This is a genomic window from Hymenobacter frigidus, from assembly GCF_014640435.1.
GTDB lineage: Bacteria > Bacteroidota > Bacteroidia > Cytophagales > Hymenobacteraceae > Hymenobacter > Hymenobacter frigidus.
Window position 1 is genome coordinate 1 of record NZ_BMGY01000027.1, and the last position, 14,754, is coordinate 14,754.

The window sequence follows — 14,754 nt, forward strand, 5'->3', positions numbered from 1 at the left end:
GAGCTAACATAGGCCAAAAATACCACGCAATTATTCACCGTTACTTATGCGTGGCCACTTAAGTAGTCGCGCATAAGTAACCGTAGTCAATCAAAAAGAACGTCATTCCGAGCTTGCCGAGGAATCTCGCCGGAGTCATCCGCGCCGCCTACTGGCGCGAGCGAGATTCCTCGGCAAGCTCGGAATGACGTTCTTCTTTATCCGGTTACTTATGCGTGGGCACTTAATCTTGATTGCTTGCGCGGTAGAGATGCTTCGACTACGCTCAGCATGATGGGCTTTGTTCATAATCAGGTTTCTGACCACTCATTACTCTACCACCAGCGAGCGGGTGGCCGTGCCGACGACCCCTTCGGCCTGCACCAGATAGCTGCCGGGGCGCAGGGCGCTCAGTTCCAGCGTGGCATCGAGGCCGGTGGGGTACTGGGTGAGCACCGGGCGGCCCAGCAAGTCGCGCACGATGAGGCGGCTGACGGGGGCGGGCAGGCGCACAGTGGCCTGGCGGCGGGCCGGATTCGGAAACAGGTCGAAGGCAAAGCTGGCAGCGGCCCGGGTGGCGGTGGGCGCAAAGGCCCGGTTCTCAAGGACTAAAATCCGGTCGTCGGTGGCGGCGGGGTTGCCGCGGCCGTCGCGGTTACTGGTCCCGATGTACACCTTACCTTGGGGCGACACGCAGACGGCCCGCAGCCGGCCGAACGTAGTCAGGAAATTGGTAGGTGGCAAAATGGTGAGGCCCGCCGCATCCAGCGGGAGCTGGACAAGCTTGCTGTCTTTGAGCACGGCCAGCAGCAGGCTGCCGCGCCAGCCGGGGATGGCGGGGTGGTCGTAATAAGCCAAGCCGGCCGGGGCAATGGTGGGCGTCCAGGTAGTGAGCGGTTCGCGCACGTTATTGGCGGCACAGAAGGCAGCCTCGGCGGGCAGGTTACAGTTGCCCTCCACGTTGGGCCAGCCGTAGTTCCGGCCAATTTCAATCTTGTTGATTTCGTCGTCGTTGCTGGGGCCGTGCTCCGAGCTGTAGATGCGGCCGTTGGGCAAGCTCACCAGGCCCTGCGGGTTGCGGTGGCCCAGGGTGTAGACCAGGCTGCCGGGCGTAGGATTGTTGGCCGGAATGGTCCCTTCGAGGTTCAGGCGCAGTATTTTACCATTGAGCGACGCCGGATTCTGGGCTTCGGACGCTACAAGCGCGTCGCCGGTGGTCATAAGAATGGTGCGGTCGGGCAGCACCAGCAGGCGCGAGCCGCTGTGGTTGGTGGTGGCCACAATGTTGCCGAGCAGCACCAGCGGGTTGCTTAGCGTGGTGGCCCCGGGATTGTAACTATAGCGCACCAGCTTTTCCTTCAGCACGCCCTGGTTTGTGTAATTATACACCACGAATACCCAGTAGGTAGCCACCGGCGGCACGGACAGGGGAAAGGGCTCCATCACGACCAGGCCCAGCAAGCCGCTTTCGTTGCTCTCCGTCACATCGGGCAGCGTGAGCAGCAGCGACACCTGGCCCGTGGCGGGGTTTACGCGGCTGATGCGGCCGGCCCGCTCGGTCATCCAGATGAAGTTGTCGGGCCCCCAGGCCAGCTCCCAAATCGTGCTCAGGTTGCCGGCCAGGGCCGAGGCCGTGACCGTGGTGGGGCCCACCGGGAACGTGGCCAGCGCCGGGGCCTGAGCCGTGGCAGCCAGCGGCAGCCCTCCCAACAGGAAAGCGGCCATCGCAATGCGTAAAGTTTTCATAATGAGCGGGAGTGGTGTGAGTGAGCAACCTAAAATACGCAATTTTTATTAACGAAAACAGCCGGCGGATGGATGCCGAACTGCCCGTAGTAGCTTGCGGCCGCATTTATCCCCCTGTTACTGCCATGGCTCTTGCTTTCACTGCCACCCACCCCACCGGCTACACCCTCAGCACCGACCCGCAGCTGCTTGATATTGACCGAATTCACCGCTGGCTGAGCGAGGAATCCTACTGGGCCAAACACATTCCCCGCGCCACGGTGGACCGTGCCATTGCCAACTCGCTGAATTTCGGGATTTATGCTCCCGATGGCCAGCAGGCCGCCTTTGCCCGCGTGGTGACGGACCGGGCCACGTTTGCCTGGCTCTGCGACGTGTTTGTGCTGCCCGAACACCGCAGCCAGGGCCTCTCCAAGTGGCTGGTGAAGCAGATGCTGGCCCACCCCGACCTGCAAAACCTGCGCCGCCACCTCCTCGCCACCTTCGATGCCCACACCCTCTACCAACGCTTCGGCTACGAGCCCCTAGATAGGCCCGACCGCTGGCTGGAAATAAAGCAGGTTAATCCCTACGGGGGAGGAAGTTGAGGGAATATTGGTTTGTTGAAACCGCTGTTTACCTAGACCGGGCAGCAGTTGAAGCCAAATAAAAAAAGGCAGTGAGCAACCCGCAGGCGGCGTTGCCGGTCATGACAACAAAACCCTTTATTCCCCTTCCCATGACCCCATTCCCCCGATTTGCTGCCTGGTTACTCAGCGGCCTGGGCGCCCTGGCAACGGTGAGTTGCACCAGCGAAAAAAAGAACCCCGGACCCGGGCTGGTGGGGGTGCAATACGCCCAGACGCAATGTGCCGACCGCTGGGGTCAGGCCTCAGGCCCCCAGCAGCTCGCGGCGGCGGCCCAGGCCTACCTGGCCCAACAGAACCTGACCCTGTACCAACCTCAAGCCAGCGTCAAAAATAGCGGCGTTGTCTGCGCCGCCTGCACCTGCCCCACGGGCCTGGTGCTGGAAGGCGCGGTGCAACCCGCCGATTTGCAGGCGGTGCTCGCCCTGGGCTTCACCAAAAAGTAACGTGCATCTTGGCCGGCGTAGGGGCGGGGTCGTACCCGGCAGGGCTTGCCCCTGCGCCAACCGTTGCCAGCCCGCCACTTCATTTCGCCGGACTGGTCCACTTGCTGCCCATTAGCCGGAAGCGCCAGGGCAGGCCCGCCGCTTCGGGGCCGGCGTAGGCCAGGCCCACCCGCGCGCTGGCCACAATGTCGGCTGGGGCCACCACCTCACCGTGGTCCTCAAACCAGAGCACCTCGCCGGTGACGGGCAAGCCGGTGAGGGCCGGCGTGATGCCCAGCGCCTGGCTGAGCACGCCGGGCCCGGCCGTGAGGGCCCGCGCCGGCTGGACCAGCCCCCGCCGACGCAACATTTCAGCTACCCCAACGGTGGGCTCCACGGCCCGAATCAGCACGGCATCGGGGTGGGCGGCATCGTGCGTGGCGATGTTGAACAGCGCGTGCCGGTTATACACGGTGTAGATGTAGGCGAGGCCACCGGGTACGTGCAGCCCCTGGGCCTGGTGACGCTTGCGCTGCAAATGCAGCGTGAGAGAATGGTCGCCCTCGTGGCGGTAGGCCTCGGTTTCGACCACGCGGCCGGCGGTGAGGACACCATCAACGTGCGTGTAGAGGTGCTTGCCCAGCAAGTCGCGGGCAATGGCCAGCACATCGGCGCGCTGGAAAAAGGCGGGAGGAAGCTTGGCGGGCATGGGTAATGGGTGGTGAATCGGTTTAGTAATTCAAAAAGTTTGTCATCCTGAGCACAGCGAAGGACCTTATCAATCCTACGCCGACTGGATTCACAGCAAACTGAGCAGTTGGGAGAAGGTCCTTCGCTACGCTCAGGATGACAGACGATAATCGAATTATCTAAATGCCTTCGGTGGTGCGGACTAACCTACCGCAGCCGGTACAGCAAACCGACACTCAGCAGCCAGTGCTGCTGCCGCCAGGGCAGGGTGCTGCCGGGCTGGCCGTTTACGCGCAGGCTTACGTCGGCGGCGGGCAAATCGACGGTGGCGCTGCTGCGGGTGAGGAAAAACCCACTCTCCTCGGCTATTTCCAATTGGGTGCGGGTGCGCAGCGGCAGCAGGTAACTGGCATCGGCCACCAGCTCAAACTTGTGGCTTAATTCCAAACCCAGGCCCAGCGTGGGTTGCAGGGCATCGGCTTGGGTTTGCAGGCGCAGGCTCAGCCGGTCGGCTCCCAGGTTGGTGCCGGCCACGCGCAGGCCGTCGTCGGGGTTGGTGAAGGTGCCCAGTTGGCGGCCCACCGTTTGGCAGGTGTAGGCCAACCCGACCCGACCGTAAAGCGGCCGGTGACGGGGCCGCAGGTTGTGCTGGTAGCTGAGGCCAGCCGCCCAGCCACGGCCGCTAAACTGCCGAAACACGTACTGCGTGGCCAGGGTCACGGTTAGTTCACGGGTTAACTCATACTGGTATTCAACGCGTGACCAGCCCGTTAGCGCCTGGTCGGTGATAAGGGCCGTGGTTTGCGCGCCGAAGCGGTAGCCCGCTGGCGCATACGCCACCGCCAGCTCGGCCCGCGCCACGGCCAGCGGCCACGCTCCTACCGAAGCCCCGTAGCGAAAGCGGCTGAAGAACCGGCCCAAGGGATTGTCCGGCTGCTGGGTCGGTTCTGCGGGCCCGGGCGCTGTCCCGGCCGCTGCGCTGGGAGTCGTGGGCCGAAACAGCGAGTCGGCCCGCTGCTGGCGCTGCTGGTCGAGCAGGGCTTTACGCAGGCTTTCGGGCGGCAGCAGCGTGGTGGTGCCCTGCCAGAAAGCCGAGTCGTAGGCCACAGCGTTGCGCAGAAACACGTCGTGGTACTGCGCCCGCTCCACGTAATCGGGCCGGGCCGCCTGCGCGGTATCAATGGCCGTGGTCAGGAATTCGCCAAAGTAATTGAGCGGCGGCCCGATGGGTAAGCGGGCCCGGGTTTGCCACCACACGGTTTTCAGGTGCCAGCGGCCGGCGTAGGGCTGGTAGGCCACCCGCAGGCTGCGCGAGTCGGCCCGGTTGGGGGAGCGGCCCAGGCCCGCGGCGGTGTAGTGCCACTCGGCCCCCAGAAAGGCGTAGGTATCCTGGTCGATGTACATCTGCCCGGCAAAATCGGCGCGGCGGTTGCCCGCCCGGGGACCGAAGACTACCACGAATACCGGCCGGCCGGCGTAGCTGCTGCCCGGGGCCAGGCGGTAGTCGTAATCGCGCAGGTGCTTCAGGTCGATAAACTGGGCGCGGCGGTGCACGAAATCCCCGTACTGCGTGATGAACGGCCCACCCGCCCAGTCAATCCGCACGAGTTGCCCGGCGGGCCGCAAATCCACTTTGCGCGACTGCTGAATGCGGATTTCTCCGTCATCACCCCGCTGCTGGTAGCCCGGCTTGAACACCGTGAGCAGGCCTTCGACGAGGTAGCGCGGCCGGCCGTCGGGCTCATTGTCCGACTCGCGGTAGAAGCCCGTGAGCTGCGTGGGCCGCACCGGGTAATTGCGCGGGATGCGGGCCACCGCCTCGCGCACAATGCCCACTACCGAGGCCGTTACCTGCACCTCGCCCAGCGCCGCCGGGCTGATTCGCAGCTCAATGCGCAGTTCCGGCCCCGGCAGCGGCGGCAGCGCCTGGCTATGCTTCCGGTAGCCCAGCAGCGCCACTTCCAGCCGCGCCTGCTGGTAGGCGGGCGGAATGGCCAGGACAAAGCGCCCGTCGTCGTTGGTGCTGGTGCCGAGGCGGTTATCGGCCACGCCCACCTGCGCGTTTGGAATGGGCTGGTGGGTTTCGGCATCTACTACCTGCCCGCGCAGTACGGCCGGGGCCTGGCTCAAAGCCGGACCTGCCAACAAAACCAGCCAAATCAGCAGCAAACAGCGCATAACAACGGTCTTGAAGGCACAAAATACCAACGGCAGCTTCTACGGATTAGCCGTGCACCAGCACCTGCTTACTCACCAGATACTCGGCAATCTGCACGGCATTGGTGGCGGCCCCTTTGCGTAGGTTATCGGCCACCACCCACATATTGAGGGTTTTGGGCTGAGTTTCGTCGCGGCGCAGGCGGCCTACCAGCACGGCGTCGCGGCCGTGGCTGTCCTTGGGCATCGGATATTGGTTCTGGGCGGGGTTGTCCACCAGCTCCACGCCGGGCGTGTTGGTCAGAATATCGCGCACCTCGGCCATATCAAATTCCTCGGCAAACTCTACGTTGATGGACTCGGAATGCCCGCCCATCACCGGAATACGCACGCAGGTAGCCGTGACCCGGATGCTGTCGTCGCCCATGATTTTCCTGGTCTCGTTCACCATCTTTAGCTCCTCCTTGGTGTAGCCGCTGGGCTCGAACACGTCGATGTGGGGCAGCACGTTCAGGTCGATGGGGTGCGGGTAAGCGGGGTTGCTGGCCGGTTGGCCGGCGCGCTCTTCCAGGAGCTGGTCCACGGCTTTTTTGCCGGTGCCGGTCACGCTCTGGTAGGTGCTCACCACGATGCGACGCACCCGGTACTTCTTGTGCAAATCATTCAAAGCCACCACCATCTGAATGGTAGAGCAGTTAGGATTGGCAATGATTTTATCGTCGGCCGTGAGTGTATCGGCGTTTAGCTCGGGTACCACCAGCTTCTTGGTGGGGTCCATGCGCCAGGCCGAGGAATTGTCGATAACGGTGGTGCCCACGGCGGCGAAGCGCGGGGCGTGCTCCTTGCTCACCGAGCCACCGGCCGAGAAAATGGCGATGTCGGGGCGGGCCGCAATGGCCTCGTCCATGCTCACCACGGGGTATTGTTTGCCTTGATACTCCACGAGCTGGCCCACCGATTTGGCAGAGGCCACGGGCAATAACTCGGTCAGGGGAAAGTGGCGCTCGGCCAGCACTTTCAGCACTTCAGTGCCCACCAGGCCGGTGGCACCCACAATGGCAAGTTTCATAGAACTGAGAAATTAGAACGGTCATCCACGATGCCATCCGGCGCAAAGGTCGGCAGGAACGCCCCAATCCATCACTCAATGCCCCTCAAACGGCCCAGGCAGCGGCGAAAGCACGAAATATCACTCTAATGGGCTTACATTGGGCACAGCTAAGACTCCCTTGTTATTCAAATGAAGCAACTGCTACTGCTGCTCTTCTTTTTGCCCCTGCTGGCCAGCGCCCAGCTGCGCGAAGATTTCACCGACGGCAACTTTACCACCAACCCTGCCTGGGCCGGTGACGCGCCCAGCTTCCAGGTAACGGCGCAGCAGCTGCAAAGCAACGGCCCGGCCGTAACCGGCACCGGGCTCCAGCTCAGCACGCCCTGCCAGGCCAGCACCGGCACCGTGTGGGAATTCTGGGCCAACCTCAAGCTGGCCACCAGTTCCGGCAACCTCGCCGATGTGTGGCTGATGGCCTCCCAAACCGACCTCAAAAACTCCAATAACTCGGGCTACTTCGTGCGCCTCGGCGGCACCGATGATGAGGTAAGCCTGTTCCGCAAAGACTCGACCCGCGCCGCCGTCCTCGTCATCGATGGCCTGAACGGCACGCTGGCCAGCATCACCAACAACTTGGTGCGCGTGCGCGTGACCCGCACCACCGCCAACCGCTGGACCCTGGAGCGCGACCTCACCGGGGGCCGCACCTTCGTGACCGAAGCCGCCCAGCCCATCGATGCTACTTACCAACGCAGCGCAGCCATGGGTGTATCGCTGGTTTACTCAGCCGCCAACAACCGCAATTTTTACTTCGATGACTTTGCCGTGACCGATGCCACGGCCCCACTCCTGCTGCGCGCCGTACCGCTCGATTCGCGCCAGGTGAACGTGGCGTTCAACGAAACGGTGGCCCCGGCCAGCGCCACCACGCTGGCCAACTACCGCCTGCAAAGCGGCGCGGGGCCCACGGCGGCCCAGGTGCTCAGCAACAACCCGGCGGTAGTGCGCCTCACCTTCGCCACGGATTTTGCTACTGGCAATGCGGTGGAAGTACGCAACATGGCCGACCTTTTCGGCAACGTGGCGGCGGGGCCGCTCACGGCCGCGTTTGCCGGGCCGCCCGTGGCCCCGCAGGTCGGCGACTTGGTCATTACCGAGATTTTTGCCGACGAAACCCCGCAGGTGAGCCTGCCGCTGTCGGAATATATTGAGATTTACAACCGCAGCGCCACCAAGGTTATCAGCCTGAACGGCGTGCGGCTGGGCAAAGGCGGCACCACCACGGTAGCCATGCTGCCCGATACCGCCCGCCTACTGCCGGGCCAGTACGCCATCGTGTGCGGCAGTACGCGGGTGCTGCAATTCGCTGGCTACGGCAAGGTGTACGGCCCCACGAACTTCCCTTCGCTCAGCAACGGCAGTGACCAGCTGGTGCTGCGCGCCCGCGATGGCCGCACGCTGTTTGAAGTCACTTATTCCGATTCCTGGTATCGCGACGCCCGCAAAAAAGAAGGCGGCTGGAGCCTGGAAATGATTGATACCAACAACTACTGCGCCGGGGCCGAAAACTGGACCGTCAGCACCGACCCCATCGGCGGCACGCCCGCCCGCGCCAACTCGGTGCGCGCCGTCAATCCCGACGCCAAAGCCCCCGCCCTGCTCCGCGCCGTGGCCCTGAATGCCACCACCGTACGGGTCTACTTCTCCGAAAAACTCGACAGCACCGCAGCCGCCACCCTGAGCCGCTACGCGCTGACGCCGGCCACCGCCATCACGCGGGCCGCGCCCGTTGCGCCCGATTTCCGGCAGGTCGACCTGACCCTGGCCACGCCGCTGACCGCCAGCCGCCCGCTCACGCTGGCCGTGCAAACGGCCACCGACTGCGCCGGCAATGCCAGCGGCCCGTTGCAGTCGGCTACGTTTGCCCTGCCCGAGGCGGCAGTGAGCGGCGATGTAGTGATTAATGAGCTGCTGTTCAATCCCCGCGTGGGAGCGGTACGGTTTGTGGAAATCATCAATCGCAGCAACAAATTTATTAGCCTACAAGGCTGGCAGTTTTTGCGGGGCCGCGTGAACGGCAACGCCACGGCCACCCAACTCACCAGTGGCCCGCTGGTGCTGGGCCCCGGCCAGCTGCTGGCTTTCACTCCCAACGTAGCCAGCGTGCAGGCCCAGTACCCCACCAGCCACGACCCCGCTAACTTGATTGAAGTAGGTGCCCTGCCCACCTTCGCCGACGTGGACACGGTGCGGCTGCTCGACGGCCGCGACGTGAAGCTGGACCAGCTGCCCTATTCCAAAAGCCTGCATCTGAGCTTACTGGCCACGCAGGAGGGCGTGTCGTTGGAGCGCATCCGCGCCAGTGGGCCCAGCACCGGCAGCAACTTCCATTCGGCGGCCGGCACGGTGGGCTACGCCACGCCCGGCCGGCCCAACTCGCAGGCCCAGGACGAACTCGGCGGCAACCAGGAGCTGACCGTGACCCCGGAAATCTTCACCCCCGACGACGACGGCCAGCAGGACTTCGCCACCCTCAATTTCCACCTCGACCAGGCCGGCTACGCGGCTTCCGTGACGGTGTATGATGCCCTGGGCCGGCTCACGCGCCGCCTTGTTCGCAACGAAACCCTGCCCACCAACGGCTTCGTGCAGTGGGACGGCGTGGATGATAGAGGCCGCAAAGCCGCCGTGGGCTACTACATTCTGCTGGTCGAATTATTCCGCCCCAGCGGCGGCGAGAAGCGCGAGTATAAGAAGACGGTCGTGCTGGGTGCGCGGTTTTAACCAAAAGCAAATACGCAGCAAACAGCACGTCATGCTGAGCGCAGCCGAAGCATCTCGCGGTCAGCAGCAAATCATTTGTTTGAAAAGATTGAAGTAGTGACGGCCCGCGAGATATCTCGGCTGCGCTCGACATGACGTGCTGACGCGCATGCTGACCAGCTCCACTATTAAACCCCACCCGCTGGCTCGCGTCTGAAAAGGCATGAATAGCTCCCGGCAACTTCAACACCTCTACTGGCGGGCCGGCTTCGGGCCGCGCCCGCAGGACGTGGCCGCCGGCCTCAGCCCACGCAAAGCCCTGCGGCAGCTGCTCCACGATTCGGAGAAGTACGAGCCGCTCGTCGGTCCCGGTCTGAGCTACGCCGACCCGCAGGGTATGGTGATGACCACGCCCAATCAGCCCGCGCTGGCTGGCACGCCGGCCGCAACCGTACCGCGCCTGCGCCGCGCCGAACTCACGCCCGAGCAGCACAAGATGCAGAACCAAGGCCTGCGGGAGGCCTTCAGCAACATGAGCACGGCTTGGATGGACCGCCTGGCGGCCTCACCGGCGCAGCTGCGCGAGAAAATGACGCTGTTCTGGCACGGGCACTTTGCCTGCCGCGTGCGCCAGCCCAACGCCGCGCCTGACCCTGTGAATCTCGACCAGGGCGACCTGCACCACCAAGTCAACTTCCGTAGCATCTGCGCCAGCGTGCTCAAAGACTGGCTGGGGGCCGACGACACGGCTATTCTGGGCACCGGCTTTGAGCGAATGCACGGGCTGGTGTAGATGAATTACCCTACCGCTTGCAGTCTTGAAATCAGCCGCCAAGCAGATGTAAAAGCACCGCTTTTGCTATCCTAAGCACGGCGGCCGGAGCCGTGGGCAAGAACAAGTCCGACCAAAGATTTTTAACTAAAAAGATTTTATCGTCCGCTGTTTTTTGCAAAACAATTCTTCTCTTTAGCTGCTAATTAAGCAGTTGCTCATTTTAGCACTCATGATTTCACTTTACTTGTTTTTTGTATGTCAATTACCCTAAAGTACGGGCGCTTACTGTTTGTGCTGCTGCTGCTGGTTTCCCTAACCAATTGCAGCAAAGAAAAAGTTGAACCCGTACGTACCCCTGAGGATGTTATCGCTACCGGCTGGCGACTGACCCAGTACCTGCGCAACGGCGTGGACGAAACTTCTCAACTGGTAATAAAGAACTATGAGGAGTCCTACGCAAAACCTGAAGCTCATTCCCGCTCCTACGTTGACGAGAATAACCAGGCTCAATCGCAGACGGGTACTTGGAAATACGACAAAGAGAAGAACCGAATCAACGTTTCGGGCGTCAGCAGCGTGAAGATTACCCGGACCACCGGCAGCGTATCCTCTTCATACTATGAGATTCAGAAGCTCGACGACCAAACGTTGTGGTATGCCTTCGTCAATGGCAGCGACCGGCATGAATTTCGGTTTGTGAAGAAGTAGGACTTTAACGACGGCCCAATGCCCCACCCCGTGGCGGTACGTGCTTAACCGCCAAACACCGCTGCCGCCAGCGCCAGCACGGCCTGACGGGTTTGCTCGGGCTGCTCCAGATATGCCTGGTGGCCGCTGCCCTCCAGAAACAGCGCGTGGCCCTCGGCGGGCAGCGCGGCCTGGCGCACGGCATCGTCGAAAGGCACGGCTACATCGTGCTTACCGGCCACCATCAGCACCGGGAACTTGGCGGTGGCCAGCACTTTGGTGCGCTCGGGGCGGGCAGCCATGCCGCGTAGGGCTCCGATGATGGTAGTTACGGGCGTGGCCTTGCCAATTTCTTCGAGCAAGCCCCGCGCCTCGGTCAGCTTGTCGCGGTTCGACGGCGCAAAAAGCGGGCGCACGAACGATTCCATGAACTTGGCCACCCCGTATTTTTCCACGAAGCCGATGTTTTTCTCGCGGTTCTGGCGCTTCTCGTCGGTATCGGCTAAGGCCGTGGAGTTGATGAGCGCGAGGCCGGCCACGCGCTGGGGCCAGCGCTCGGCCAGGGCCAGGGCCACGTAGCCGCCCATACTGTGGCAGACCAGCAGCGCCGGCTCGGGGCAGCCTTTTTGGTTGAGGTAGTCGATGACGTGGCGGGCCTGGGCTTCCATTGAAAAATCAGGCACGGAGGCCAGATTGGTGCCGTGGCCGAGCAGGTTGGGTACCAGCAGGCGGTAGCCATCGGGAAAGGCGCGGGTGAAATCAGTCCAGACCTCGCGGCTTTCGGCAAAGCCGTGGAGGAAAACGATAGTAGGCAGGTTGGGCGTAACAGACATGGCGGCAAAAGTAGCGCCAGCACCTCATCCGCCCGTGTCATGAGCGGGCGCGGTTGCTCTGCTTACCAAGACCAAGGCGGCCTTTTTGGACTCTCGGTTTACAATTCCCCGGTTGCAGTTGAAAACAACGCCATTCTTGCCAGACCTTTGGGCTCCTGAACCAACTGTCTTTCTATGAATCCTCTCGTTGACATCCGCCAGTTCGACCAAAGCCTGTGGCTGGATTTTATCAGCCGCCCGATATTGATTGACGGCAAGTTGCAGCGCCGCATTTCTGACGAAGCCCTGCGCGGCGTCACCTCCAACCCGGCCATTTTTGCCAAAGCCATCGGCGACAGCACCGACTACGACGCGGCCATTGCCGCGCTGGCCCTGCAGGGCAAAACCACCGACGAAATCTACACCAGTCTGGCCGTGGCCGACGTGCAGCACGCCTGCGACCTGTTTCGGCCCCTCTACGACGGCCCCGACCACGGCTCCGACGGCTACGTGAGCCTCGAAGTATCGCCCACGCTGGTGAACGACACCGAAGGCACCATCACCGAAGGCCTGGAGCTATGGCACGCCGTGAACCGCCCCAACGTGATGATAAAAGTGCCGGCCACGCTGGAAGGCCTGCCCGCCATCCGCCGCCTGATTGCCGAAGGTGTGAACGTGAACGTGACGCTGATTTTCAGCGTGGAGCGCTACAAGTTGGTAGCCGAAGCGTTTTTGGCCGGCCTCGAAGACCGTGCCACCGCCGGCCTGCCCCTGGCGCGTATCGACTCAGTGGCCAGCTTCTTCCTCAGCCGCATCGATGTGCTGATTGACCCGCAGCTCGAAAAGATGGTAGCTGAAGGCGGCGAGAAAGGCACCCTGGCGCAAAGTATGGTGGGCGAAGTAGCCCTGGCCAGCGCCAAGCAGGCTTATCAGGTTTACAAGGGGATTTTCGCCGGTCCGCGCTGGGCCGCGCTGCAAGCCCAAGGGGCCGAAACCCAGCGCCTGCTGTGGGCCAGCACCGGCAACAAAAACCCGAAATACGACGACCTGAAGTACGTCGAGAACCTCATCGGGCCGCATACCGTGAACACCGTGCCGGTGGAAACACTGGACATTTTCCGGACCAAGGGTCAGCCCAAAGTCCGCCTCGAAGACGGCTTGGATAAGGCGCAAGAAGTGCTGCGTCGCCTGCCCGAGTTGGGCCTGAACCTGGAAGAGCTGACCAACCACTTAGAAGTGGACGGGGCCAAGAAATTCAACGAGCCCTTCGGCAAGCTGATGGAATCCATCAACAGCAAGCGCCAGCAGGCCCTCACCGGCACCGTGGCCGCGGCCACCATGCAGCTGGGCCAGTACCAAGCCGCCGTGGATGCCAAGATTCAGGCCCTGAATCAGCAGGATTTCACCGCTGGGTTCTGGGATAAAAAAGCCGACCTATGGGTGCAGGACGAGGCCGGCCAAGCCAGCATTCGCAGCTTCATGGGCTGGCTGCGCGTGGCCGAAACGATGGTGGGCCGCGTGGCCGAAATCGAGCAGTTCGTGCACGAGGTGAAAGCCGCCGGCTTCAAGCACGTGGTGGTGATGGGCATGGGCGGCAGCACCATGGCTCCCATCGTGTTCAAGGCCGCGTTTGAGCAGGGCGCCAGCGGCCTGCCGATGTCGGTGCTCGACACCACCGACCCCGGCACCGTGCGTGAGATTGAGGCCGCCGTGCCGCTGGCCGACACGCTGTTCATCGTGGCCAGCAAATCGGGCACCACGGCCGAGCCGCTGGCTTTCGGCGATTATTTCTACGCCAAGCTAAAGGAGCTGAAAGGCGATAAGGCCGGCGAAAACTTCGTGGCCATCACCGACCCCGGCTCCAAATTCGTGACTGCGGCCACGGCCCAGGGCTACCGCCGCATTTTCCTCAACTTCTCGGAAGTGGGCGGCCGATTCTCGGCCCTCTCCTACTTCGGCCTAGTGCCAGCGGCCCTCTACGGCCTGCCCATCGGCGAAATGCTGGCCCGCGCCGTGCGCATGATGCGCGCCTGCGGTGCCTACGGCCCGGTGGCCCACAACCCCGGCCTGGAGCTGGGTGCCGCGCTGGGCGTGCTGGCCGAGCAGGGCCGCGACAAGCTCACGCTCGTCGTGCCTGATGCCCTGGCCGACTTGGGCCTGTGGCTCGAGCAGCTCATCGCCGAAAGCACCGGCAAGGAAGGCAAAGGCATTTTACCCGTAGCCAGCGAGCCGCTGGGCGACGTGAGCATCTATGGCTCCGACCGCGTGTTTGTGTACATGGGCTACCAGGGCCAAGCCGATGCCGCCAACACCGACAAGCTGCGGCAGCTACAGCAGGCGGGCCATCCGGTCATTACCATTCTGATGCAGGATGCGCTGAATTTGGGCGCGGAGTTTTACCGCTGGGAAGTGGCCACGGCCGTGGCCAGTGCCGTGTTCGGCATCAATCCCTTCGACCAGCCCAACGTGCAAGCCGCTAAAACGGCCACCGATGGCCTGATGAAGGTAGTGGAAACTCAAGGCAGCCTGCCCGAAAAAACCCAGCCCGTGGCCCGCGAAAACGGCGTGGACTACTACGCGGCCGTGGGCGGCAACAACGCCGCCGAGGTGCTGCAAGCCTTCTTCGCCCAAACCAAGCCCGGCGATTTCCTCTGCCTGCAAGCCTACCTCACCGAAAGCCCCGCCGTGAGCGCCAGCCTGCAGGAGCTGCGCCTGCGGGTGCAGCAGCAGCTGCACATCGCCACCACGTCGGGCTACGGGCCACGCTTCCTGCACAGCACCGGCCAGTACCACAAAGGCGGCCCCGACACGGGCCTGTTCGTGCAGTTCACCGACGATAATCCGCAGGATTTAGCCCTGCCCGGCCGTTCCTACACCTTCGGCACCTTCAAAAATGCCCAGGCTTTGGGCGATTTGGAGGCCTTGCAGAGCTACAACCGCCGCACCTTGCGCGTGCACCTCGGCAGCAATGCCGAACAGGGTCTGAAAACCCTGCTGGCCGCCCTGCCGAAGTTGGGGTAGCGGGCCTGTAAAACCAGATACT

11 protein-coding genes are annotated in these 14,754 nt (G+C 62.9%); 6 read left to right on the forward strand and 5 right to left on the reverse strand.

Annotated features, from left to right (window positions below):
• Nucleotides 1–309: 309 nt before the first annotated feature.
• Nucleotides 310–1,725 (reverse strand): PQQ-dependent sugar dehydrogenase, encoded by a 1,416-nt coding sequence (locus IEW17_RS13865; RefSeq protein WP_188562650.1) that lies wholly within the window; start codon nt 1,723–1,725, stop codon nt 310–312.
• A gap of 125 nt (nt 1,726–1,850) precedes the next feature.
• Between IEW17_RS13865 and IEW17_RS13870 the strand changes: the two genes are divergently transcribed.
• The gene (locus IEW17_RS13870; protein ID WP_188562651.1) at nt 1,851–2,312 is read left to right on the forward strand and encodes a GNAT family N-acetyltransferase; all 462 of its coding nucleotides are present in this window, start codon (nt 1,851–1,853) and stop codon (nt 2,310–2,312) included.
• A gap of 131 nt (nt 2,313–2,443) precedes the next feature.
• A complete protein-coding gene (locus tag IEW17_RS13875) occupies nt 2,444–2,797 on the forward strand; it encodes a hypothetical protein (protein ID WP_188562652.1) in 354 nt (117 codons plus the stop codon).
• A 79-nt stretch (nt 2,798–2,876) separates the two neighbouring features.
• Here IEW17_RS13875 and IEW17_RS13880 read toward each other — a convergent pair whose 3' ends face one another.
• From IEW17_RS13880 to IEW17_RS13890, 3 genes are all read right to left on the reverse strand, one after another.
• Complete coding sequence (locus IEW17_RS13880; protein WP_188562653.1) at nt 2,877–3,485, reverse strand: DNA-3-methyladenine glycosylase; 609 nt, start codon at nt 3,483–3,485, stop codon at nt 2,877–2,879.
• Nucleotides 3,486–3,673: 188 nt separating this feature from the next.
• Nucleotides 3,674–5,644 carry a carboxypeptidase-like regulatory domain-containing protein gene (locus tag IEW17_RS13885; protein ID WP_188562654.1) on the reverse strand — a complete coding sequence of 657 codons (1,971 nt, stop codon included), beginning with the start codon at nt 5,642–5,644 and terminating at the stop codon, nt 3,674–3,676.
• A gap of 46 nt (nt 5,645–5,690) precedes the next feature.
• Nucleotides 5,691–6,692 carry an aspartate-semialdehyde dehydrogenase gene (locus IEW17_RS13890; protein WP_188562655.1) on the reverse strand — a complete coding sequence of 334 codons (1,002 nt, stop codon included), beginning with the start codon at nt 6,690–6,692 and terminating at the stop codon, nt 5,691–5,693.
• A gap of 171 nt (nt 6,693–6,863) precedes the next feature.
• On the opposite strand from IEW17_RS13890, the gene IEW17_RS13895 reads away from it, so the two are divergent.
• From IEW17_RS13895 to IEW17_RS13905, 3 genes are all read left to right on the forward strand, one after another.
• Nucleotides 6,864–9,458 carry a lamin tail domain-containing protein gene (locus IEW17_RS13895; RefSeq protein ID WP_188562656.1) on the forward strand — a complete coding sequence of 865 codons (2,595 nt, stop codon included), beginning with the start codon at nt 6,864–6,866 and terminating at the stop codon, nt 9,456–9,458.
• A 202-nt stretch (nt 9,459–9,660) separates the two neighbouring features.
• The gene (locus IEW17_RS13900; protein WP_188562657.1) at nt 9,661–10,230 is read left to right on the forward strand and encodes a DUF1800 family protein; all 570 of its coding nucleotides are present in this window, start codon (nt 9,661–9,663) and stop codon (nt 10,228–10,230) included.
• A 237-nt stretch (nt 10,231–10,467) separates the two neighbouring features.
• Nucleotides 10,468–10,920 (forward strand): hypothetical protein, encoded by a 453-nt coding sequence (locus IEW17_RS13905; protein WP_188562658.1) that lies wholly within the window; start codon nt 10,468–10,470, stop codon nt 10,918–10,920.
• Between the two features lie 44 nt (nt 10,921–10,964).
• On the opposite strand, the gene IEW17_RS13910 is transcribed toward IEW17_RS13905, so the two are convergent.
• A complete protein-coding gene (locus IEW17_RS13910; RefSeq protein ID WP_188562659.1) occupies nt 10,965–11,732 on the reverse strand; it encodes an alpha/beta fold hydrolase in 768 nt (255 codons plus the stop codon).
• Nucleotides 11,733–11,906: 174 nt separating this feature from the next.
• Between IEW17_RS13910 and IEW17_RS13915 the strand changes: the two genes are divergently transcribed.
• Nucleotides 11,907–14,732, forward strand: a complete 2,826-nt coding sequence (locus tag IEW17_RS13915) for a bifunctional transaldolase/phosoglucose isomerase (protein WP_188562660.1) — start codon at nt 11,907–11,909, stop codon at nt 14,730–14,732.
• Nucleotides 14,733–14,754: the final 22 nt, after the last annotated feature.

Coding starts and splice junctions, on each gene's coding strand:
- IEW17_RS13865 (WP_188562650.1), bottom strand. CDS start 1,725: ATGAAAACTTTACGCATTGCGATGGCCGCTTTCCTGTTGGGAGGGCTG.
- IEW17_RS13870 (WP_188562651.1), top strand. CDS start 1,851: ATGGCTCTTGCTTTCACTGCCACCCACCCCACCGGCTACACCCTCAGC.
- IEW17_RS13875 (WP_188562652.1), top strand. CDS start 2,444: ATGACCCCATTCCCCCGATTTGCTGCCTGGTTACTCAGCGGCCTGGGC.
- IEW17_RS13880 (WP_188562653.1), bottom strand. CDS start 3,485: ATGCCCGCCAAGCTTCCTCCCGCCTTTTTCCAGCGCGCCGATGTGCTG.
- IEW17_RS13885 (WP_188562654.1), bottom strand. CDS start 5,644: ATGCGCTGTTTGCTGCTGATTTGGCTGGTTTTGTTGGCAGGTCCGGCT.
- IEW17_RS13890 (WP_188562655.1), bottom strand. CDS start 6,692: ATGAAACTTGCCATTGTGGGTGCCACCGGCCTGGTGGGCACTGAAGTG.
- IEW17_RS13895 (WP_188562656.1), top strand. CDS start 6,864: ATGAAGCAACTGCTACTGCTGCTCTTCTTTTTGCCCCTGCTGGCCAGC.
- IEW17_RS13900 (WP_188562657.1), top strand. CDS start 9,661: ATGAATAGCTCCCGGCAACTTCAACACCTCTACTGGCGGGCCGGCTTC.
- IEW17_RS13905 (WP_188562658.1), top strand. CDS start 10,468: ATGTCAATTACCCTAAAGTACGGGCGCTTACTGTTTGTGCTGCTGCTG.
- IEW17_RS13910 (WP_188562659.1), bottom strand. CDS start 11,732: ATGTCTGTTACGCCCAACCTGCCTACTATCGTTTTCCTCCACGGCTTT.
- IEW17_RS13915 (WP_188562660.1), top strand. CDS start 11,907: ATGAATCCTCTCGTTGACATCCGCCAGTTCGACCAAAGCCTGTGGCTG.